This window comes from Streptomyces sp. NPDC050658 (genome assembly GCF_044457025.1).
Taxonomy (GTDB): Bacteria; Actinomycetota; Actinomycetes; order Streptomycetales; family Streptomycetaceae; genus Streptomyces.
The window spans coordinates 1,307,153-1,326,281 of sequence record NZ_JBITGM010000001.1 but is presented as its reverse complement, the minus strand read 5'-3'; the positions used below and the strand labels follow the sequence as shown (position 1 = coordinate 1,326,281).

General features: G+C 72.9%; 17 protein-coding genes and 1 tRNA gene. 7 read left to right on the top strand and 11 right to left on the bottom strand.

Features of this window, described 5'->3' with window-relative positions; genetic code table 11:
- Window positions 1-30: 30 nt before the first annotated feature.
- Window positions 31-1,032, bottom strand: coding sequence for a D-2-hydroxyacid dehydrogenase (locus ACIBKX_RS05855; RefSeq protein WP_363271887.1), 1,002 nt, complete (start codon window positions 1,030-1,032; stop codon window positions 31-33).
- Window positions 1,033-1,329: 297 nt separating this feature from the next.
- On the opposite strand from ACIBKX_RS05855, the gene ACIBKX_RS05850 reads away from it, so the two are divergent.
- The 3 genes from ACIBKX_RS05850 (at window position 1,330) to ACIBKX_RS05840 (ending at window position 4,403) form a co-directional block, all read left to right on the top strand.
- Entirely contained in the window at window positions 1,330-2,166 is an 837-nt protein-coding gene (locus ACIBKX_RS05850) for a decarboxylase (RefSeq protein WP_363271886.1), read from the top strand.
- 21 nt (window positions 2,167-2,187) lie between these two features.
- Complete coding sequence (locus tag ACIBKX_RS05845; protein ID WP_363271885.1) at window positions 2,188-2,925, top strand: aspartate/glutamate racemase family protein; 738 nt, start codon at window positions 2,188-2,190, stop codon at window positions 2,923-2,925.
- A 380-nt stretch (window positions 2,926-3,305) separates the two neighbouring features.
- Window positions 3,306-4,403, top strand: a complete 1,098-nt coding sequence (locus tag ACIBKX_RS05840) for an LLM class flavin-dependent oxidoreductase (protein WP_399375647.1) — start codon at window positions 3,306-3,308, stop codon at window positions 4,401-4,403.
- A gap of 16 nt (window positions 4,404-4,419) precedes the next feature.
- Here ACIBKX_RS05840 and ACIBKX_RS05835 read toward each other — a convergent pair whose 3' ends face one another.
- Entirely contained in the window at window positions 4,420-6,264 is a 1,845-nt protein-coding gene (locus ACIBKX_RS05835; RefSeq protein ID WP_363271884.1) for an EAL domain-containing protein, read from the bottom strand.
- A 339-nt stretch (window positions 6,265-6,603) separates the two neighbouring features.
- Here ACIBKX_RS05835 and ACIBKX_RS05830 point away from each other — a divergent pair, with 339 nt between their 5' ends.
- Window positions 6,604-7,884 carry a M6 family metalloprotease domain-containing protein gene (locus ACIBKX_RS05830; protein WP_363271883.1) on the top strand — a complete coding sequence of 427 codons (1,281 nt, stop codon included), beginning with the start codon at window positions 6,604-6,606 and terminating at the stop codon, window positions 7,882-7,884.
- A gap of 57 nt (window positions 7,885-7,941) precedes the next feature.
- On the opposite strand, the gene ACIBKX_RS05825 is transcribed toward ACIBKX_RS05830, so the two are convergent.
- From ACIBKX_RS05825 to ACIBKX_RS05795, 7 genes are all read right to left on the bottom strand, one after another.
- Window positions 7,942-8,015: transfer RNA gene (locus ACIBKX_RS05825), tRNA-Lys, on the bottom strand.
- Entirely contained in the window at window positions 8,006-8,650 is a 645-nt protein-coding gene (locus ACIBKX_RS05820) for a bifunctional DNA primase/polymerase (protein WP_363271882.1), read from the bottom strand. The genes ACIBKX_RS05825 and ACIBKX_RS05820 overlap by 10 nt, the downstream gene beginning before the upstream one ends.
- A gap of 122 nt (window positions 8,651-8,772) precedes the next feature.
- On the bottom strand, window positions 8,773-9,126 hold the full coding sequence (locus ACIBKX_RS05815; RefSeq protein ID WP_363271881.1) for a hypothetical protein: 354 nt from the start codon (window positions 9,124-9,126) through the stop codon (window positions 8,773-8,775).
- Between the two features lie 154 nt (window positions 9,127-9,280).
- Window positions 9,281-10,633, bottom strand: coding sequence for an AAA domain-containing protein (locus ACIBKX_RS05810; protein WP_363271880.1), 1,353 nt, complete (start codon window positions 10,631-10,633; stop codon window positions 9,281-9,283).
- On the bottom strand, window positions 10,630-12,216 hold the full coding sequence (locus ACIBKX_RS05805; protein WP_363271879.1) for a hypothetical protein: 1,587 nt from the start codon (window positions 12,214-12,216) through the stop codon (window positions 10,630-10,632). Before ACIBKX_RS05805 ends, ACIBKX_RS05810 begins: the two co-directional genes overlap by 4 nt.
- Window positions 12,207-13,379, bottom strand: coding sequence for a hypothetical protein (locus tag ACIBKX_RS05800; RefSeq protein WP_363272050.1), 1,173 nt, complete (start codon window positions 13,377-13,379; stop codon window positions 12,207-12,209). The genes ACIBKX_RS05805 and ACIBKX_RS05800 overlap by 10 nt, the downstream gene beginning before the upstream one ends.
- Window positions 13,330-14,316 (bottom strand): phosphatase PAP2 family protein, encoded by a 987-nt coding sequence (locus ACIBKX_RS05795; RefSeq protein ID WP_363271878.1) that lies wholly within the window; start codon window positions 14,314-14,316, stop codon window positions 13,330-13,332. Before ACIBKX_RS05795 ends, ACIBKX_RS05800 begins: the two co-directional genes overlap by 50 nt.
- Window positions 14,317-14,569: 253 nt before the next feature.
- On the opposite strand from ACIBKX_RS05795, the gene ACIBKX_RS05790 reads away from it, so the two are divergent.
- Window positions 14,570-15,163, top strand: a complete 594-nt coding sequence (locus ACIBKX_RS05790; protein WP_363271877.1) for a histidine phosphatase family protein — start codon at window positions 14,570-14,572, stop codon at window positions 15,161-15,163.
- A gap of 123 nt (window positions 15,164-15,286) precedes the next feature.
- Here the strand turns inward: ACIBKX_RS05790 and ACIBKX_RS05785 are convergent, their stop codons facing one another.
- Window positions 15,287-16,738: a tetratricopeptide repeat protein gene (locus ACIBKX_RS05785; protein WP_363271876.1), complete on the bottom strand. Its 1,452-nt coding sequence runs from the start codon at window positions 16,736-16,738 to the stop codon at window positions 15,287-15,289.
- Between the two features lie 266 nt (window positions 16,739-17,004).
- Between ACIBKX_RS05785 and ACIBKX_RS05780 the strand changes: the two genes are divergently transcribed.
- Both ACIBKX_RS05780 and ACIBKX_RS05775 read left to right on the top strand, forming a co-directional pair.
- Window positions 17,005-17,472, top strand: a complete 468-nt coding sequence (locus ACIBKX_RS05780; protein WP_363271875.1) for a hypothetical protein — start codon at window positions 17,005-17,007, stop codon at window positions 17,470-17,472.
- Between the two features lie 229 nt (window positions 17,473-17,701).
- Complete coding sequence (locus ACIBKX_RS05775; protein ID WP_363271874.1) at window positions 17,702-18,562, top strand: fused MFS/spermidine synthase; 861 nt, start codon at window positions 17,702-17,704, stop codon at window positions 18,560-18,562.
- Between the two features lie 13 nt (window positions 18,563-18,575).
- On the opposite strand, the gene ACIBKX_RS05770 is transcribed toward ACIBKX_RS05775, so the two are convergent.
- Window positions 18,576-19,103: a hypothetical protein gene (locus tag ACIBKX_RS05770; protein WP_363272049.1), complete on the bottom strand. Its 528-nt coding sequence runs from the start codon at window positions 19,101-19,103 to the stop codon at window positions 18,576-18,578.
- Window positions 19,104-19,129 lie beyond the last annotated feature (26 nt).

The window sequence follows — 19,129 nt, the reverse complement described above, 5'->3', positions numbered from 1 at the left end:
TCCTCGGGAGAGAGGGGATGGGGCCTTGGATCAATGCCCGGGTACATACCCACGTTTCTTGTCGACCACGTTGGCCAGCGGCCTCCCGGCCGCCCACTCCTCGTACAACTCGACGAACTGCGTGCCCAGTTCATCGCGCCAGCCGACCGTGTCCCCGCTCATGTGCGGCGACACGATCAGCCCCGGAGCCGTCCACAGCGGGCTGTCCGCCGGCAGCGGCTCGTGCTCGAAGACGTCGAGCGCCGCGCCCGCGATCCACCGCTTCGCCAGCGCCTGCGCGAGATCGTCCTCGACGACGAGCGCGCCGCGACCGATGTTGATGAAGCGCGCGGACGGCTGCATCATCCCGAAGCGCCGCGCGTCGAACATGCCGCGCGTGGCGTCCGTGAGCGGCGCCGCGCAGACCACCCAGTCGGCGCGCGCCATCAGCCGGTCGAGCTCCTCGGGGCCGTGCACACCCTTGCCCGCCTTGCGGCCCACGAGCGCCGTGATGATCCCCAGCGCCTTCAGCGTGCGGACGATCGCGTGCCCGATCGGGCCCGAACCCACCACGCACGCGCGCGTGCGGGCGATCCGCTGGGTCTCGCGGTGCCGCCAGGTCCGCTCGCCCTGGAGCCGCAGGGTCAGCGGCAGATCCTTGGCCATCGCCAGGACCAGCGCGGCGACGTACTCGGCGATCGGCTGGTCGAAGACGCCGCGCGCGTTGGTGACCACCGTGTCCGACGCGGCGAGTTCGGGGCACATGAGACGGTCCACGCCCGCGCTCGCCGTGTGCACCCAGCGCGGTCTGGGACCCTCGCCCGGCCACGCCGCGCGCACCGCGTCCGAGAGGAAGTCCCAGACGAGCAGCACATCCGCGTGCGGCAGTTGCTCCGCCAGGGTGTCCGCGTCGGCGTGCAGGATCCGGGCCTGGCCGGTGAGGCTGCCGAGGCGCGGTGGCGGGGCGGGCGCGGGGGCGTCGAGGACGAGAACGGTGCGGCCGGTCGCATCGGCCCTCGCGTCAGTCGTCGCGGCGGGCGTCGAATCGGACATCGGGGAGAAACCGTTTCGCAATGAGAGTCCGCTTCCCTGAGATGTGTGTCGGCCAGAGCCGTCTGAGATGCGCGGATTGACCACGCTCGCACCTGAAACTACCTTCGTCAACAGAGGTGCTCTATCACAAGCACCGCACAACTGAGTACTCTCCGTACGGGGTCTTAGTACCCTCTGTAGCGCTTTCTTGGCGCTTCTGCCCCGTCCCGACGTCCCGGCGCGTCGCCGGTTCCACACCATCTCCCGGCCCCCGGCCGGTCCCTCCAATGCACGTACGCACGAACTTGGGGCCTGCTCATGGACGTCTCCTTCCTCGGCGGACCACACCCTCAACGCGGTGTAGGTGTCGTCGCCCCTTTCGACTTCGCCCTCGACCGGGAACTCTGGCGCTGGGTTCCCGACGAGGTCTCCCTCCATCTGACCCGCACTCCGTACGTCCCCGTCGAGGTCAGCCTCGACCTGGCGCGCCTGGTCAGCGAGCACGAAACACTGGGTGAGGCGGTGCGCGCGCTGAGTGCCGCCGAGCCGGAGGTCCTGGCGTACGCCTGTACGTCGGGCAGTTTCGTCGGCGGCATCGCCGGTGAGCGGGCGATGTGCGAGGCGATGACCCGCGAAGGCGCGGTCACCTCCGTCACCACGTCGGGCGCACTGCTCGAAGCCCTCGACGACCTGGACGCCCGGCGTATCGCCCTGGTCACGCCGTACACCTGGTCGGTGACCCAGTCCCTGGAGCACTATCTCGCCGAGGCCGGGGTGTCCGTCATCGGGCGCGCCTATCTGGGGCTGACCCGGCACATCTGGAAGGTGCCGTACCGGGACGTGGCCGACATGGCGCGGCGGGCCGTGCGGGGCGGCGTCGACGCGCTGTTCATCAGCTGCACCAACCTCCCTACGTACGACGTGATCCCACAGCTCGAGGCCGAGCTGCGGATGCCGGTGATCTCCGCGAACCAGGTGACGATGTGGTCCGCGCTGCGTCGGCTGGGTACCCATGCGGTAGGGCCCTACCAGGCGCTGATCGACGTGACCGCGCGGCCGGGCGCGGGTCCGGTCCCCGGTCCCGGCGCGGTGCCGGACACCATGCCGCTCGATCCGCCCCAGGGGCTGCCCGACGGGCCGCCACCGCTGCCCTGACTGCCTTTAAGGAGGCTGGAAGTGACCGCACTTGGTTTCCTCTACCCGGGTCACTCGGCTGAGGACGACTATCCGCGCATGGAGCAGATGCTGGGCAGCGACGTCCGGCTGCAGGTCGTCCACACCGACATCGGCGAGGACGCCCACCGGGTCGACGCGCTCCTGGAGATGGGCTCGCCGAAACGGCTCGCCGCCGGGGTCGAGGAGCTGCGGCTCTCCGGTGCGGAGGCGGTGGTGTGGGCCTGCACCAGCGCGAGCTTCGTCTTCGGCTGGCAGGGGGCGCACGACCAGGTCCGCGCGCTGGCGCGTGCTGCCGGGCTTCCGGCGTCCAGTACCTCGTTCGCCTTCGCCCATGCCGTACGTGAGGTGGGGGCGACGCGGGTCGCGATCGCGGCGACGTACCCGGAGGATGTGGCCTCCCATTTCGCCGAGTTCCTGAAGGCGGCGGGGATCGAGGTGGTCTTCACGCGGGGGAGCGGCATCATCACGGCGGCGGAGGTCGGGACGTGGGGGTGGCCGGAGGTCAGGGAGCTGGCCCGGGCGGGCGACGACCCCGCGGCGGAGGCGGTGCTCCTGCCGGACACGGCACTGCACACGGCGGCGTTCGTCCGAGCCCTGGAGCAGGAACTGGGCAAGCCGGTCCTGACGGCGAACCAGGTGACGGTATGGGAGGCACTCCGCCTGGCAACGAGGCGAGTGAACGCCCCGACACTGGGTTCCTTGTTCACGAAGGAGCCGGTGGTGCAGGTACGGGAGTAGCACCCCCCCGGCGGGCACCGCGCCACGCTGCCGCGGTTTCCCCCACCCGTCGCCCCCTGCTGTGGGCGGGCGAGCTGCCGCCACTTCCCCCACCCGTCGCCCTTTGCTGTGGGCGGGCGAGCTGCCGCGGTTTCCCCCACCCGTCGCCCCCTGCTGTGGGCAGGCGAGCTGCGCGGTTTTCCCCCACCCGTCGCCCCCTGCTGTGGGCAGGCGTTCCGCAAGGCGGAACGGGTGGGCACAGCGCCAGGCGCCGGGTCACCGGAAAAGCAGGGGTCCAGGCCCATGACGGTGCCGGGGGAATAAAGCGGAGCCAGCCTCCTGTTCACGCCTGCGGAGCAAGAAGCAACCGCCAAAGGCACGCGCAGCAGGAGGCAGGACCCGTGACGGAAACAGTGGACCCGAGGGACGACATCCGCGGCGAGCGAAAGGGCTCGGCCCCCGTCCCGCTCTCCGTCCTCGACCTCGTCACCGTAGGCGCAGGCCGCACCGCCACCGAAGCCCTGCGCACCAGCGTGGACATCGCGGGCCTCGCGGAGAACCGGGGCTACCACCGCTACTGGGTGGCCGAGCACCACTCCATGCCCGGAGTCGCCTCCTCCTCGCCGGCCGTCATCCTCGCCCACCTCGCCGCCCACACCCGCAGGATCCGCCTCGGCTCCGGCGGCGTCATGCTGCCCAACCACGCCCCGCTCGTCATCGCGGAGCAGTTCGGCACCCTGGAGGCGATGGCCCCGGGCCGCGTGGACCTGGGCCTGGGCCGCGCCCCCGGCACCGACGGCGCGACCGCGGCCGCCCTGCGCAGGACGGACCGCCTGAACGAAGGCGCCGACGACTTCCCGCAGCAGCTCGCCGAGCTCACCCGCTTCCTGGACGACGACTTCCCCGACGGCCACCCCTACGCCCGCATCCACGCCGTACCCGGCCCCGTCCAGGCCACCTCGCCCGGCGGCGTCCAGTCCCCGCACCGCCCGCCGATCTGGCTGCTCGGCTCCTCCGGCTTCAGCGCCCGCCTCGCCGGAGTCCTCGGCCTGCCCTTCGCCTTCGCGCACCACTTCTCCGCGCAGAACACGATCCCGGCGCTCGACCTCTACCGCGAGTCGTTCAAGCCTTCCGCGGTCCTGGACGCCCCGTACGCCCTCATCGGCGTATCCGCGCTCGCGACGGACGAGGAGAAGGAGGCCCGCAGGCAGGTCATGGCGGCGGCCCTGAACATGGTCCGGCTCCGCACCGGCCGGCCGGGACTCGTCCCGACGCCGGAGGAGGCCGAGGCGTACGAGTTCAGCGCGATGGAGCGGGAGTTCGTCGACAGCTGGAACTCCAACGTCATCCACGGCACCGCCGACCAGGTCCGCACCGGCCTCGACGACCTCGCCAAGCGCACCGGCGCCGACGAGCTGATGATCACGGCCAACGCGCACAGCGGCGAACTGCGGCTGCGCAGCTACGAGCTGATCGCGGACGCGTACGACCTGCGATGACCGGTGGGTGGGCGGTCTAGTCCTCCCCGCCCTCCACCTCCCCGCCCGCCAGCAGAGCGGAGATACGATCCGGCGCCACGGGCCGGGAGTAGAGCCACCCCTGACCCGTGTCGCACCCGATCCCCCGCAGCCGCGAGGCCTGGGACGCGGTCTCCACGCACTCCGCGGTCACGGTGAGCCCGAGCCGGTGGGCGAGCTGCACCAGCGCCTCGACGATCACCTCGTCGGCGGGGCTGATGTGCGCCTCGCCCGCATCCGCGTCGTACTGGAACCCTCGTACGAAGGACCCGTCCAGCTTGAGGACGGACACCGGAAGCCGGCTCAGGTACGCCAGGTTCGAGTACCCGGTGCCGAAGTCGTCGATGGCGATCCGCACCCCCATGTCGCTGAGCGCCTGCAAGGCCTGCAGCGGACGGCCCGCCGAGCCCATCACGGCGGACTCGGTGAGCTCCAGTTGTACGAGCTCGGGGGCGAGCCCGGTCTCGGCCAGGATCTCGGCGACATCGGCCACCAGGTCGGAGTCCCACACCTGGCGTACGGCGACGTTGACGCTCACGAAGACCGGCGGCCGGTCCGGATGGTCGAGCTGCCACTGCCGGGCCTGGCGGCACGCCGTGCGAAGCACCCAGCGGCCCAGCTGCACGATCGAACCGTCTTCCTCCGCCAATCCGATGAACCGATTCGGCGTGAGCAGTCCGAACTGCGGATGCTGCCACCGCACGAGCGCCTCCACCCCGTGCACCCGGCCGTCGTCGAGGCCGACGAGGGGCTGGTAGTCCAGGACGAACTCGCCCCGGTCGACCGCGGGGCGCAGTGAACTCGACAGGGCCTGGCGGGTCATGCGGTGGGCGTTGCGCTCGGGGTCGAAGAGCGTCCAGCGGGCCTTGCCGTCGGCCTTCGCCCAGTACAGCGTCGTGTCGGCGGCCTGCATCAGGCCGGTCGCAGTGGTCCCCGCGGCGCGCCGCTCGACGACGCCGATGGACGCGGAGACCGAGAGCCGCTGGCCGGACAGGTCGAAGGGCGCCTGCAGCGCCTTGAGCGCCGCGTCGGCGAGGTCGGCCAGCTGGTCGGTGCCCGTCGAGTCCTCCACGAGCAGCGCGAACTCGTCGCCGCCGAGCCGCGCCACCAGCGGTGCCACCGCCCTGCCGTAACCGGCCTCGTCCGCGCAGCGCGTGAGCCGCTCGGCGACCGCCGCGAGCAGCCGGTCGCCGACCCGGTGGCCGAGCGTGTCGTTGACCGCCTTGAACCCGTCGAGGTCGAGATAGCAGAGGCCGACCCGGCCGGTGCCCGTGTCGTCGTACGCACCCGATTCGAGCGCGGCGGCCAGCCGCTCGAAGAACAGGCTGCGGTTGGGCAGCCGCGTCACCGGGTCGTGCATCTGGAGGTGGCGCAGGCGCGCCTGGAGCTCGCGGCGCGCGCTGATGTCCGCGGCGGCGAGCAGCACCGTGCGCCCGCCCGGCATCGGCGAGACGGTGAGCTGCACCCACAGGGAGTGCCCGTCGGGGTGTTTCAGGCGCCGGGTGCAGCGCAGTTTCGCCTGCCGGCCGCGGAGCACCTCGCGGTACGCGTGCCAGGTGCGGGCGTCCGACGCGAGGTCCACCAGATCGGCGGCGAGGCGGCCGGACAGCTCGTCGGGGGTGGCGCCGAGCAGCTCGCAGAGCGCTTCGTTGGCGTCCAGGACGAGGCCCTCGGAGTCGACCACGGCGAGCGCGAGCGGGGCGGCGGCGAAGGCGGCCCGGTGATCGGGCCACGGCTCCGGACGGCCACGTTCCGTGAGGGGCGTCCCGGCGCGGCCGGACGCTGTGACTGCTGCGACCGCTGTGACCGTTGTGGGCAGGGGGCCTTCAGACGTTCCGTTCACCGCTTGCTCCCGCAGTGCTGTTGTTCGGCGAGGCCGGGCAGGCGCAGGGTCGGCGAGGCCGGGCCCGCGCGGGAAAGTGTGCCGATCATAGGGGCTGGCCAGCGGGCGCTTCCAGCCGCGGCACGGTGCCGCGTGGCGGCAGCGGGGCGCGGAGGATCAGTGCGGGGCGGGGGCCGGAACGGGACACACCCTGCGACAGATCGTTTCTGCTCGCCCGTGCACCGCTTCCTTCGTACGCCGACAACTTGTGACGTTCCGTGAGCGCGGGCGGGCCCTTCCTCACTCGGTTGGGCCAGGCAAACAGGGCAAATCTTATTAAAGCGCCACAGGGTGGGTGGGATGCCCCGTATTCCGCACCCGGAGGTGGACGTGCCGCGTCAGCTACCCCCCTGGGGACTCACCCGTGGAGGGGAGAGACCCCGGCTGCGCAGCACGGCCGCCGCCCTCACGTCCCTGACCGCGCTGGCCGCCACGGGTCTGGTCGCGGGCCCCGCCGTCGCCCAGCCCACGGCGGGCCCGTGCGCCCTGGAGCGCACGTCGGCCCACCACTCGGAGGGCCTGGACACCTGGAACGCCGGCTATCCGCGCCCGGACCGGAGCCTCGACGCGGTGATGGTCTTCCTCTCCTTCCCCGACTCCCCGCCCCTGACGGATCCCGCCGAGCTGGCCGCCGACTACTTCCCCGCCACCAGCGACTTCTTCGACCGCGCCTCCTACGGCAAGTTCGCGCTGCGCCCGCATCCGCGCAGCGAGTGGGTCGAGATGCCGGAGGACTCCACCGCGTACGCCATAGAGCGGGACTGGAACGCGGCGCGGCGCAGCGCCTATCTGCGGGACGCGGTCGCCGCGGCCGATCCGCACGTCGACTTCTCCCGCTACGACGTCGTGTACTTCGTCGCCGACCCGGACGCGCGGGGCGTCGACTCCGACGCGACCAAGGTCGTCAACTTCGACCGGCCGATGCGGGCCGACGGCGCCGACATCAAGCGCATCGTCACGGTCTTCGAGCGGCATCCGCCGGACCGCAACGTCCTCGCCCATGAGACGGGCCACGTCTTCGACCTGCCCGATCTCTACCACCGGCCGACGGACGGCAAGGGCGACTGGGACACCTACGTGGGGGACTGGGACGTCATGGGCAGCCAGTTCGGGCTCTCCCCGGACCTCTTCGGCTGGCACAAGTGGAAGCTCGGCTGGCTCGACGCGCGGCAGGTGGTGTGCGTGACGGGCGGCGGGCGGCGGCTGACCCTGGAGCCGCTGTCGGCGCGGCCCGCACGCGGCGGTGTCGGCGGCACCAAGCTGGCGGTCGTCCGCACGGGCCGCGACAGCGTGATCGCCATCGAGGCGCGGGGCGCGGCCGGCAACGACCACGCGACCTGCCGCGAGGGGGTGCTCGCCTATCGGGTACGCAATGCCGCCCCGTCCGGCGGCGGCCCGGTCGAGGTCGTCGACGCCCACCCGGGGTCGGAGGCCTGCTGGGGCGACTCCGTGTATCCGGCGCTCGCGGACGCGCCGGTGGAGGTGGGGGAGAGCTTCACGCTCCCGGACGACGGCGTGCGGATCGAGGTCGAGGGGCGTACGGCGACGGGGGCGTGGACGGTGAAGGTGTCGCCGGGGTGAGGCGTCCCGGCACACGTGAAAGGCCCCTCGCTTCCGCGAGGGGCCTTTCACCGTCTGTGCGCCGCCAGGGACTCGAACCCCGGACCCGCTGATTAAGAGTCAGCTGCTCTAACCAACTGAGCTAGCGGCGCCTGCTGACGTCGTAGACCTTAGCATCCTGATCGCCGCCAGGAAAAATCGATATACGGACCGTGGAGCCCGCCGTGGCACGGGCCGCGCGGACACAGGCCCAGAGCATCACCTCGGGGCCCGGCAGCCAGGGGTGCCGGGCGTCGGGGGCGACCAGCCAGCGGGAATCGAGCCGGTCGGCCGCAGGTGTCTCCCGGCGGCTCGCGGTGATCGGCGGCACGGTGACGGCGTCGCCCGTGCCGTGACAGAGCACGGAGGGGACGGCGGGGCCCCACTCCTCCCAGTCGAGCAGCGAGGGCAGCCGGTGGGCGGTGCCGGGGGCGGCGAAGAGCAGCGTGCGGCCGCGGTGCTCGGCGACGGGGCCGGAGCCGGGGCCCTCGTCCCATAAGCGGTCGAGCATCCGCCGCCCGAAGACCGCGGGGACGCTCACCACGTCGAAGACGGTGCCGCAGGGGAGGACTGCGGGGGCGGTGGGGCGGGACCGCCAGTGGGTGAGGGTGCTGCGCGGATACGTTTCTGCGGAGGCGAGCCAGGCGGCTCCCTCGGTCGTGACGTCGCAGATGCCCTGTACGTCGCAGGAGGCGGGGGCGGGGGCGGGGGCGGGTGTGGGGTTCGGGTGGAGATCTGTGCCGCTCATGACAGATACGTCTACCGGTAGTGGGCATTCCATTTCTGAGAGTTATTAGAAATCGGGACAAGGGTGGGTCGGGGGGAGTACCTTGCCCTCCTGGCATATGCCCCGTGATCTTGTTGGGGCGTTCAGGCGTCCCTCGCCCCGGTCCCCCGCAGCAGGTCCCGGCCGAACTCGACCATCTTCTTCGCGTAGTCCTCGGTCCACTGCGCGCGCTCGGCGATCGCGGCCGTCGTGAGGCGGTCGAAGCGGCGGGGGTCGGCGAGCTGGGCGGCGGCGATGGCCTGGAACTCGATCGACCGGTCCGTGGCGGCACGGAACGCGTGCGTCAGCTCCGTGGCACGGTCGAGGAGCTCGCGCGGGTCCTCCATCGACTCCAGGTCGAAGAAGTGCTCCGGATCGGCGGTGGCCTCCGCGGGCTCGAAGAGCAGGGGCGCGGGGCGCAGGCGCCGTTCGGACCGGGGCCGCTGGGGCTCCGCCATGGTTGTGCCTCCTCGTACGTTTCCGGCCGTGGGCCGTCTTCCATTGTCTCGTGCGGCGCAAGAGGGCGTTTCGCTCCGCGGGATGGGCGGGTTCATCTGCGGGCGCGTCGTGGCTGGTCGCGCAGTTCCCAGCGCCCCTTCGGGGCGCTGCCTCTCAAGGCCGCCAGGGCACCCGGTGCTCCGCCAGCCGCGCCAGCACCGCGTGGTTCGCCTCCCACCCATCCGGGAACTTCACCGTCACGCCCAGTTGGACCGGTTCCGTCGACGGGTGGTCGTCCAGGAGGTCGGTGACGCCCGCGCGGCAGATCACGATGCAGGCGTGGCGGTGGCGGGACGCCAGGACGCAGAGGCGGCCCGTCTCCAGGTGGAAGGCGGTGGCGTCGGGGCGGCCGGAGAGCGGGTGCAGGACCACCGTCACGTCGAACTCGCGGCCCTGCAGCCGGTTCGCCGTGTCCACCGTGACGTCCGCGACCCCCAGCTCCGCGAGCGCCGCCCGCACCGCCGCCGCCTGGTCACGGTGGGCCGTGCCCACGGCGATGCGGTCGGCGGTCAGCGGCGTGGGATCCGGGCCGCGCTCCGACGTGGCCGCGCCGCCCCGGTCCAGCAGGCGGCGGACGACTCGGGCGACCGCACGGACGGCCTCCGGGTCCGTGCGCGGCGTATTCCGCGCGGGCAGCTCAAGCAGGCCCCAGCCCGATTCCGCCGCCTCGTCGATGACCCGGTCCGGCGCCGAACCGTCCGACGGCACACCGAAGTCGAGCCGCCGGTCCCCGTGATCCGTGCCGCTGCGGAACGGCGTGTACGGATAGAACGCCGAGGAGACCAGCGGCGCCGCCGACGCCGGGAGCCGCCACGACACCGGGAGGCGGTGCTGGGGCAGCTCGGGATTGTGGGCCAGCAAGGTCGTCACCGCCGACGCCGACGGGTCGTACGTGAGACCCGCCCACTGCTCGGCGCCGACGATCGAGAACGGGTCCAACTGGCCGGGATCGCCCACGAACAGCGCCCGCTCGAACAGCCCCGCCACGGCGAGCAGCGCGTCCGACCGCATCTGGTACGCCTCGTCCACGATCGCGTGCGGCCACGGCGCGTCGAGCTTTGCGGCCTCGACGTGCGCCCACTTCGCGGCCGTGGAGATGACCACGTCCAGGCCCGCGAGATCGCCCGCCTTCGTCGACGTACGCACCGAGGGCAGGTCGTCGAGCGCCTTGTCGTACGCGTCCGGGTCGCTGCTGTGCAGACGGCCGACCGGCAGCTCCGGGTCCTTCTCGGCGAGCCGCAGGACCAGGTCGTCCACCTGCGCGTTCGTCTGCGCGATGACCATCAACGGGCGCCCCGCCGCGGCCAGTTCACGCGCCGCGCGGACCACGAGCGTCGACTTGCCCGCGCCCGGCGGGGAGTCGACCACGACACCGCGGTGCGCGCCGTGCAGCGTGTCGTGCAGGATCGCGTCCGTGGCCCGCGCCGCTGCCGCGCCGGGGTCGAAGGGTGCTGCTACTGGACTCACAGGGTGTCCTCCGGAGTCACGGGGTCGGGGCTCTCGGCGGCGTCGCCCGGCGGGCCGCCGTGGGTCCAGGGAGTCGCCTCGGGGTCGGGCAGCTTGGGCCCGCCGCGCTGCTCGTGCTCGAAGAGCGTCCAGCAGATCCGGTCGCCCTTCTCCGGCACCGATCCTGCCTCGGGCTCCTTGCCGCGGCCCATCTTGTCGGTGACGCGCAGGATGACGGCGCCTTCACCTTCGTACGCCACGAACTCGGCGGTCTGCGGCTTGCCCTGGAGCGAGCGGTACACCTTCGCGCGCTCGGCCAGGTGCGGGCGGTCGTCCGTGCGGACCGTGATCAGGGGGCGCGGCCTTGGACTCTTGGCCTCGCTGTACGCCATCACGACCTCCGTCACCTCACCGTCGAAGGCCTCTCCCGCGAGCCGGCGGCCCGCCATCACCAGCGGGTCGTCGAGCGCCTCCTGGGCCTCCAGCCTGGCCTGTTCGCGCTCACGGGCCGCCAGCTTGTTCGCCGCCGTGACCGCGTCGTCGACGCGGGGCTGCGGGGGCTCGCCCGCCGTCACCCGGTCCCGGTGGCCGGTGAACGACCAGCGGTCGCGGGTCCAGCGGTCCACGGCGTGCGGCGCCTCGGGGAGCGTGCACAGCGCGTCCAGGCCGCGCCAGACCGCGTCCCAGGTGGGGCGGGTCCTGGAGTCGATCAGGACGCGGATCTCCCGCTCCGCGGAGGCCAGTTCGCCGAGGCGGGTGTCCGCCTCGATGCCGTCCTGCGCGGCGCCGAGGGCGCTGCGCGCGCGGTCGTAGCGCTCGATGGCCGGGGCCAGCAGGTGGTTGTCGAACGCCGGGTCCGTGGCGGGGCCCGCCGGCGGGCAGAGCAGCTGGCCGTCCTTGTCCCGCGCCAGCTCCGCGCGGAGCGCCGCATCGGCTCCACAGGTGCCTTCCCGGGCCTCGATCCAGGCGAGGAGGGCGCCCAGATGCTGGTCCTCCAGGCTGCTCTGGCCGGTCGCCCAGTGCCGGGACAGGAGGTCGGTCATGGCGGTGAGCAGCGACGACCCCGGCACGCGGGCGCGCTCCCCGAAGTGCGTCAGCCAGCGGCCGAGCAGCGGGACGCGCGGCGGCGCAGGGTACGGCGTCTCCGGGTCCTGCTCGGCCGTGCGGCGGAACCGGGTCGACCGGCCGATGAGCCGCACGAAGTCGATGCCCGCGCGGCTGGGGACGATCAACTGCGGGGCGTCCGAGCAGAGTTCGACCTCCACCTTGACGCGCTTGCCGGTCTCCGGGTCCGTCTCGCTGCGCTCCGCCGCCTCGACCTCCCCGGTGAACGAGTCGACGTACTCCAGGACCGTGTCCGCGAGTTGGGCGAGGAACGTGAAGCGGAGGTCGCGGTCGCGGGGCTGCGGCACGGAGATCAGCCGGGGCGAGGTGCGCTCGGTGCCGACCAGGGCGCCGAGCGGTGCGCCGGCCTCGCCCGCGGTGATGAGCGGGACGAGGACGAGGGGCCGCTGGGAGAGATGCCGGTGCCGGACCGTCGCCCTCGGCTGGGCGCGCCCGGTGCTCACGGCCTCGAGCCGGGCCAGATTGTCGATCAGTGACACGGGGCTGCCTCCTTCGCCTGCGCCAGGCCGTCACTGCCCACTGCCCTGCCCGCGCCGGACAGCGCCTCGGACCGCAGCGCCGCCGCCCTGCGCAGCGCGGCCACCGCCGGATCCGCCGCGTCGCCGGACGCGCCGCGCGCCGCCGACAGGACGCCCTCGACCGTCGTCAGACCGCCGAGCTCGCCCCGCACCGCGCGGCCCAGCGTCGTGACCGCGCCCTCGTCGCGGGAGCGCTCGCGGCAGTGGAAGGCCAGCTCGCAGGCGGCCAGGCACTCGGGGGCGTACGTCGCAGGGACCGACTCGACCGCGGCCGTGAGGTCCGCCGCGGGGCGGTTCACGTCGAAGGTCGTGCCCGGCGGCAGCGCCGCCGCGATGTCCTCGATCCGGGTCAGCCGCGCCAACTGGCGTCTGGTCACCGACAGTTGCTTGCGTACGTCGATGGCGGACGCCGCGGGGAGGTTGGAGAAGTCCTTGGGGCAGACCAGCAGGACGTGATGCCGGACGCGGGGCGCGGGCTCCATGCGGGCCGCCACCCGCTCCAGCGCCAGCGCGTACACCGCGGCCTGGCGGGCGGCCGCGCCCACCTTCGCCGCGTCCGCCGAACCGTCGATCATCGGGAAGGACTTGATCTCCACGACCGTCCAGGTGCCGTCCGGGTGGACCACCACCGCGTCCGGCTCCAGGAACGCGGGCGTGCCGGCCACGTCCAGCGCGAGCATGGGGTGGTCGAGGAGCGTCCAGCCGCCCGCCGACGTCGCCTCGCGCAGCGCGAGCGAGGTGCGCGCCGCCCGGCCCTCGGGGCCCACCGCGGCGAGGTCCGGCACCGAGGCCTCGCCCGGCACCGGCTCGGGGCCGCCGCCGAGCCGCCCATGGGCGAGCCGCAGCAGCTCCGCGCCGCCGTCCGCCTTGACCCTGGCCTCGAACGCGTTGCCCCGCATGAAGGCGAACTGGGACTGCCCGAAGGAGCCGGGGGAGCCGAGCGACTGGGCGAGCGTCGCCTTGTCCACCCCCGCGCCGTCGAGCAGCGCACGCCGCTGGCACCCGGGATTCGCCGCGAGGGCGGCAAGGGCCCGGGCGTCCAGCGGCTTCGCGGGGACGTCCGGTCCGCGCAGCTCAGCGAGCCGCTGTCGGAGTGCTGTCCCCCGCGTCGGCGGGGTGGGCACCCGGCTCGGCTCCTGACTCGGCAGGCCGCTGGCGCGGTCGGGGAATTCGCTCACCTGTCGAAGTCTGGCACTCGCCACTGACAATTGAGGATTCCGGGGCGCGTGACGCGACCACCGGCGACGGCCGCACCTCGACCGCCGGCTGTCGCGCCCCCACCGCCGCGAGCCCCAGCCGCGCCCGTACGCGGTCCGCGAGGGCGAGGATCGGCCGGGTGAGCAGCAGGCCCACGCCCATCACCGCGACGCCCGCGACGGCGTCGAGGAAGTAGTGGTTCGCGGTGCCCATCACGACGATCGTGGTGATCAGCGGATAGGCCACCGCCACGGCCTTGGTCAGCGGAGTGCGGCCGTAACGCCACAGGATCACACCGCACCACAGCGCCCACCCGACGTGCAGGCTCGGCATCGCCGCGTACTGGTTGGTCATGCCGCCGAGGCCGCGCGGCGCACTCGCCTCGCCGCCCCACCAGCCGTAGTCGCTGTACTGCGCCATCGTGTCGACGAACCCGTGGCTCTTCTCGAGGAGCCGCGGCGGGCAGGTCGGCAGCAGCGTGAAGCCGACCAGGCCGATCAGGGTGGAGACCATCAGCCAGGTGCGCGCCGCGCGGTAGCGCACCGCACGGCTGCGGAAGAGCCAGACGAGGACCGCGGGCGTCACCAGGTAGTGCAGCGAGGCGTACCAGAAGTCGGCGGGGACACCGATCCACGCGTTCGCCGTGAACAGCCGGTTCAGCGGGCTCTCGGCGTCCAGGCGCAGGAACCGCTCGGCCCGCAGCAGCGCGAGACCGTGGTCGACGGCGCTCGACACATCGCCGCGGGCGAGCAGCCGGCCCGCTGAGTACGCGGCGTATATCAGGGCTATGAGAGGCAGCTCGGTCCACCAGCGAAGCCGGTGCCCGCTGTTCCCCTCGATGCCCGGAGCATCCGTCTGCGGCATCCGGCCGGTCCCCCATCCGTTGTGTTGCTGCGCTCCCGCAGCTGTCTTGGCCGGCCCACTTTACGGCGTACGCGAATACCTCCTGAGGCGACCTCCAGTCGTCATAGACGCTGAGATCGACAGGTGGGTTGCTCCCCGTGGACACAAGTGATCGCGGTCGCGCGCGTGAGTGATGATGGAAGGTGCGGACGAGCACCTGTCCGCAGAATTCGCCCTTTGGCGGCCGATGGCCGCCGGTTCCGAAAGGCTCGTCATGGCACCACGCATCCTGCTGGCCCGGCACGGACAGACCGAGTGGTCACTGTCCGGAAAGCACACCGGCAGGACGGACATCCCGCTCCTGGAAGAGGGCCGCCGCGGCGCGAAGCTCCTGGGGGAGCGGCTGCACCGCGCGCCCTACGACGGCCTCGCAGACGTCGAGGTGCGCACGAGCCCGCTCTCCCGCGCGCGCGAGACCTGCGAGATCGCCGGCTTCGGGGGCCGGGCGACCACCTGGGACACGCTCATGGAGTGGGACTACGGCTCCTACGAGGGGATGACCCCGGCCGAGATCCAGGCGGTGCGCCCCGGCTGGTTCATCTGGCGCGACGGCGTCCCCCGGGGAGAAACCCTGGAGCAGCTCGCCGCCCGCGCGGACGAGGTCGTGGCCTGGGCCCGCGAGGCCGACCGCGACGTCCTGGTCTTCGCGCACGGGCACATCCTGCGCTCCATCGGCGCCCGCTGGCTCGGCCTGGACATCGACTTCGCGGCCCGCATCCGGCTCAACCCGACCTCGCTCTCCACCCTCGGCTGGGCCTACGGAGAACCGGCCATCGAGTCGTGGAACGAGACGGGGCACTTGGCATAGCCCGTAGGCCCGTAGGCCCGTAGGCCCGTAGGCCCGTAGGCCCGTAGGCCCGTAGGGAGTGCCGCTATCCAAAAATAGAGAGCGCGGCTGTCCAGTCGCCGACCGAACAGGGAGTGCCGCTATCTAAACGGCCCTCGGCAGTGACGCGTGGCGCTCCAGGAAGCCGCCCACCCCGGAGGCCCTCCGGTGCGGCAGCAGCACCCGCGCCGTCGTCGCGAGCATCGCCTGGATGCGGGACGACTGCACCTCGTGCAGGAGCCCGAGCACCCGCAGCCCCGCCGTCGCCGCCTCGTCGGGGCGGCCCGCGCGGGCCAGGTCGTCGGCCAGCTCCGCGGTGTAGAGCGCGATGTTCCGGGTGAACTGCGGGGTCTGCGCCGATGCCACGCCCGCCGCCCGGCGCGCGTGCCGGGCCGCCCGCTCCCAGTCGCCGAGCGCCGACCAGCACTGCGCCTCAAGACCGTCGAGTTCGGCCTCTCCGTAGAAGGACATCCACTCCGGGTCGGAGTCCGACGAGCCCCGGTCGAACAGGGCGTGCGCGCGGGCCAGCGCCTGCTCGCAGCCCGCCCGGTCGCCGAGCCCCGCCCAGCCCCCGGCCTCCCGCAGCGCGATCAGCGAGAGCAGCCGCGGCGAGGACAGATGCCGGGCCGCACGGGCCGCCGCCTGCGCCGCCCGCACCGCCTCCCGCGGCCGGCCCGCGTCGCGCGCCAGGAACGCCGTATTGCAGAAGGCGTGCGCCTCAAGGGCCGGATCGCCGGCCATCCGCGCGGTCGCCAGGGCCTCGGCGTAGTGCGAGCGCGCGTCGTCGAAGCGCCCGGAGTCATGGGCCAACCAGCCCACGGAGATGGCCAGTTCACCGGCGCCGGTGTGCAGCCGGTCCGCCGTCGACTGCCGGGTGGTGCCCGCGTCGAGCAGGGCGTACGCGGTCCGCAGCGGCGCCGACGCGCGTCGGTACAGGCCGTCGGCGCCGTGCCGGTCGTCGAGCAGCCGGATCTTACGTACGGCCTCCTCGACCGCGCTCACCTCGGCCTCGCCCGCCCGGCTGCCGCGCTGGGCGGCGGCCTCGGCGGGGTTCTGGGCGGCGGGCCCGAAGGGGCCCAAAGAGGCGGCGGCCATGGTGGCCGTACCGCTCATGAATGCGCGACGCCGCACGTCGCTCTCCTCGTGACTCTGGATCTCGTACGGGTCGCACTCGTGGCACTCGGAGCCGGGCGGCCCTGACGGAGACGGAGGAGACTCATACGGCTGGATCGTGGTGTGTGGCACGGGCGCTTCGGACTCGGCGCGCGCCCCCCTGCCGCGCACGGCGGAGCGGGGGGCGAACCCCAGGTCCGTCAGCGTCCGGCCGGGGAACATGTGCAGGAACACCCGCTCGTACGCATAGTTGGGGCAGCGGATCTCGCCCGCCTCCACGCGCCCGATGTAACGGGCGTCGCAGCTGACGCGCTCGCCGATCTCGCGGGCGGACCGGCGGACCGCGGCGGCGAACTCTCCCGGCGAGCGTTGTCCGCGCAGCTGCCGGAAGAGAAGATTCCGTTGTGGGGACTGAGTTGACGATGCCATCGGTGACGACGCCATGGCTGACCCTCTCGTGCGGATCGTGCCGGAGTGCGCCTGATCCCCTGGATCCGGCGGTGCTGCCCCTGTTCCGGCGGAGCACGAAGGTACCGGCTGTCACCGGGGCGCCACGCGGAGTTTGGCTACAAACGGGATATCTCACCCACGATCTGCCATGAACTGCCATCCTTTGCGGCGGCGTGCCGCCGTAGCTGTTGACGCCGCGCCGCGTTGAACCATGCGGAGAGGGAGCGACGCGGCTTCCGCCCTTGCGAGGAGGGGTCCCCTTGTTGGAGATCGGCACGGAGAACGGCGCTTCGCGGGCGTCGCTGACGACGGCGGCTCATCTGCCGAGCCAGGACCACAGTGCGCCTCCCTCGCCGCCGGGGCCTGCGGCCTGCTGCGATCTGGTGACGGTGCCGGCGCGGCAGGGGCTGGAGGCCGTCGACATCCTGCGGCGGGCCGCGGCGGACGGGGTCGGGCCCGTGTTGCACGACGGGCCGTGCGACACCCTCGGCTTCCTGGTGCCGCCGGGTACGGCGGACGCGTGGGACCTGCCGGGGAGCGCGTGTACGCAGACGTTCGGGCGGGGGGTTGCCGTGCCGGCCGAGCCTGTTCCCGCGCCGCCGGTGGCTGGGACGGGGTGGCTGCTGCCGCCGTCCGGCGAGGCGGACCCGGTTACTGACCCCACGGTGCTGCGGGCCGCGCTGGGCCAGGCCGCGCGGACGATCGAGGCCGCTGACCGCTGCCGCTGAGGCTTGGCCGTGCCGCCCCTGATCATCGGCCCCCCGCGCTTGGCGCTGTGCCCACCCGTTCCGCCCTGCGGAACGCCTGTCCGCGGCGGGGGTGGCTGAGGGTGGGGTCTGCCTTGCGGAAGGCTGCCGCGGCGGGGCGGCCGTGGTCGGGGATCACGCTGAAGACGCCTGCCGCGGCAGAGGGCGGTCGGGGCGGGCGGTACCGGTCCGGCGCGCGGATAATGGGCTGATGGCGAGAAACAGGCGGGTGCGGGAAGCGGCGGAGGCTGTCGTCGAGGAAGTGGACGGTGGGCTGGCCGAGCTGATTCCCGACCGAGACCGGCCGCGTGCGTGGACGCTGCTCGTGGACGGCGCCCCGCAGTCCCACGTCGACCTCGACGACCCGGCGTACCTCGACTTCGAGTACCAGCGCAGGCTCGGGCACGTCGCCGACCTCGTCGCCCCCGCGGGCAAGCCGATCCACGTCCTGCACCTCGGCGGCGGCGCCTTCACCCTCGCCCGGTACATAGCCGCGACCCGCCCCCGCTCCACCCAGCAGGTCATCGAACGCGACACGGCGCTCATCCAACTCGTCCGCAGAGAACTCCCTTTGGACCCGCAGGCCCGCGTGCGGGTACGCGGCACCGACGCCCGCGAAGGCCTCGCGAAGATCGCGGACGACTGGGCGGACCTCGTCGTCGCCGATGTGTTCAGCGGGGCCCGGACGCCCGCGCACCTCACCAGCACCGAGTTCCTCACCGACGTACGCAGAGTCCTGAAGCCCGGTGGGTACTACGCGGCCAACCTCGCCGACGGGCCCCCGCTCGCGCATCTGCGCGGCCAGCTCGCCACCGCCGCCGCGGTCTTCCCGGAGCTGGCGCTCGTCGCCGACCCCGCCGTGCTGCGCGGCAAGCGCTTCGGCAACGCGGTGCTCGTCGGCAGTGCCCTGCCGCTGCCCGTCGCCGAGCTGACCCGGCGCAGCGCGGGGGACTCGCATCCCGCGCGCGTCGAACACGGCAGGGCGCTCGCCGACTTCAGCGGGGGAGCGGCCGCCGTCATGGACGCGGGGGCGGTCGCGTCGCCCGCGCCGCCGCCCTCCGTGTTCCGCTGAGCAGGCAGAGCCGTCAGTACTTGTTGATCTCGACCGCCGGCGGATGGTCGTGCCACGTACAGAACACCGAGAGCTTGTCGGTGCCCGAGGTGAACTCCACCCTGATCCACGTCGACTGCTTCCACACCTGGACCGACCAGCCGGCCGCCGGAGTCGCCGAGACCAGCGTCGCCGACTTCTTGCCGAGGTCGAAGACGACCCGGCCGCCGTCGGTCGAGTAGCTCTTCACGTTGCCCGCCGAGGGGGCGGGCTTCGACGAGGAGCTCGGCGGCGGCTTCGGCGATTCCTTCTCGGGGGACTTCGACGGCTTCTGCGACTTCGAGGGCTTCGTGGAACTCGTCGCCTCGGGAGTGCTCGGCGTCGGATCGGGGCGGTGGGTGGAGGAGGAGACCGGCTCGGCGCCGTCGCCGGCGAGCGGTACGGCGCGCGGCGGGTCGTACGCCGTGCCCGCCATCACCGTGTGGACACCCCACCACGACAGCGTGACCGCGGCCCCGGTGGCCAGCGACCACGCCATGGCGTGTACGAGTCCTCTGCGCATCGCGAGCCATACTGCACCACGCACCG

What these genes read in the sequence shown, in the direction of transcription:
- ACIBKX_RS05855 (WP_363271887.1), bottom strand. Translation starts at nt 1,032, where the DNA reads ATGTCCGATTCGACGCCCGCCGCGACGACTGACGCGAGGGCCGATGCG.
- ACIBKX_RS05850 (WP_363271886.1), top strand. Translation starts at nt 1,330, where the DNA reads ATGGACGTCTCCTTCCTCGGCGGACCACACCCTCAACGCGGTGTAGGT.
- ACIBKX_RS05830 (WP_363271883.1), top strand. Translation starts at nt 6,604, where the DNA reads ATGCCCCGTATTCCGCACCCGGAGGTGGACGTGCCGCGTCAGCTACCC.
- ACIBKX_RS05820 (WP_363271882.1), bottom strand. Translation starts at nt 8,650, where the DNA reads ATGAGCGGCACAGATCTCCACCCGAACCCCACACCCGCCCCCGCCCCC.
- ACIBKX_RS05815 (WP_363271881.1), bottom strand. Translation starts at nt 9,126, where the DNA reads ATGGCGGAGCCCCAGCGGCCCCGGTCCGAACGGCGCCTGCGCCCCGCG.
- ACIBKX_RS05795 (WP_363271878.1), bottom strand. Translation starts at nt 14,316, where the DNA reads ATGCCGCAGACGGATGCTCCGGGCATCGAGGGGAACAGCGGGCACCGG.
- ACIBKX_RS05790 (WP_363271877.1), top strand. Translation starts at nt 14,570, where the DNA reads ATGGCACCACGCATCCTGCTGGCCCGGCACGGACAGACCGAGTGGTCA.
- ACIBKX_RS05785 (WP_363271876.1), bottom strand. Translation starts at nt 16,738, where the DNA reads ATGGCGTCGTCACCGATGGCATCGTCAACTCAGTCCCCACAACGGAAT.
- ACIBKX_RS05775 (WP_363271874.1), top strand. Translation starts at nt 17,702, where the DNA reads ATGGCGAGAAACAGGCGGGTGCGGGAAGCGGCGGAGGCTGTCGTCGAG.
- ACIBKX_RS05770 (WP_363272049.1), bottom strand. Translation starts at nt 19,103, where the DNA reads ATGCGCAGAGGACTCGTACACGCCATGGCGTGGTCGCTGGCCACCGGG.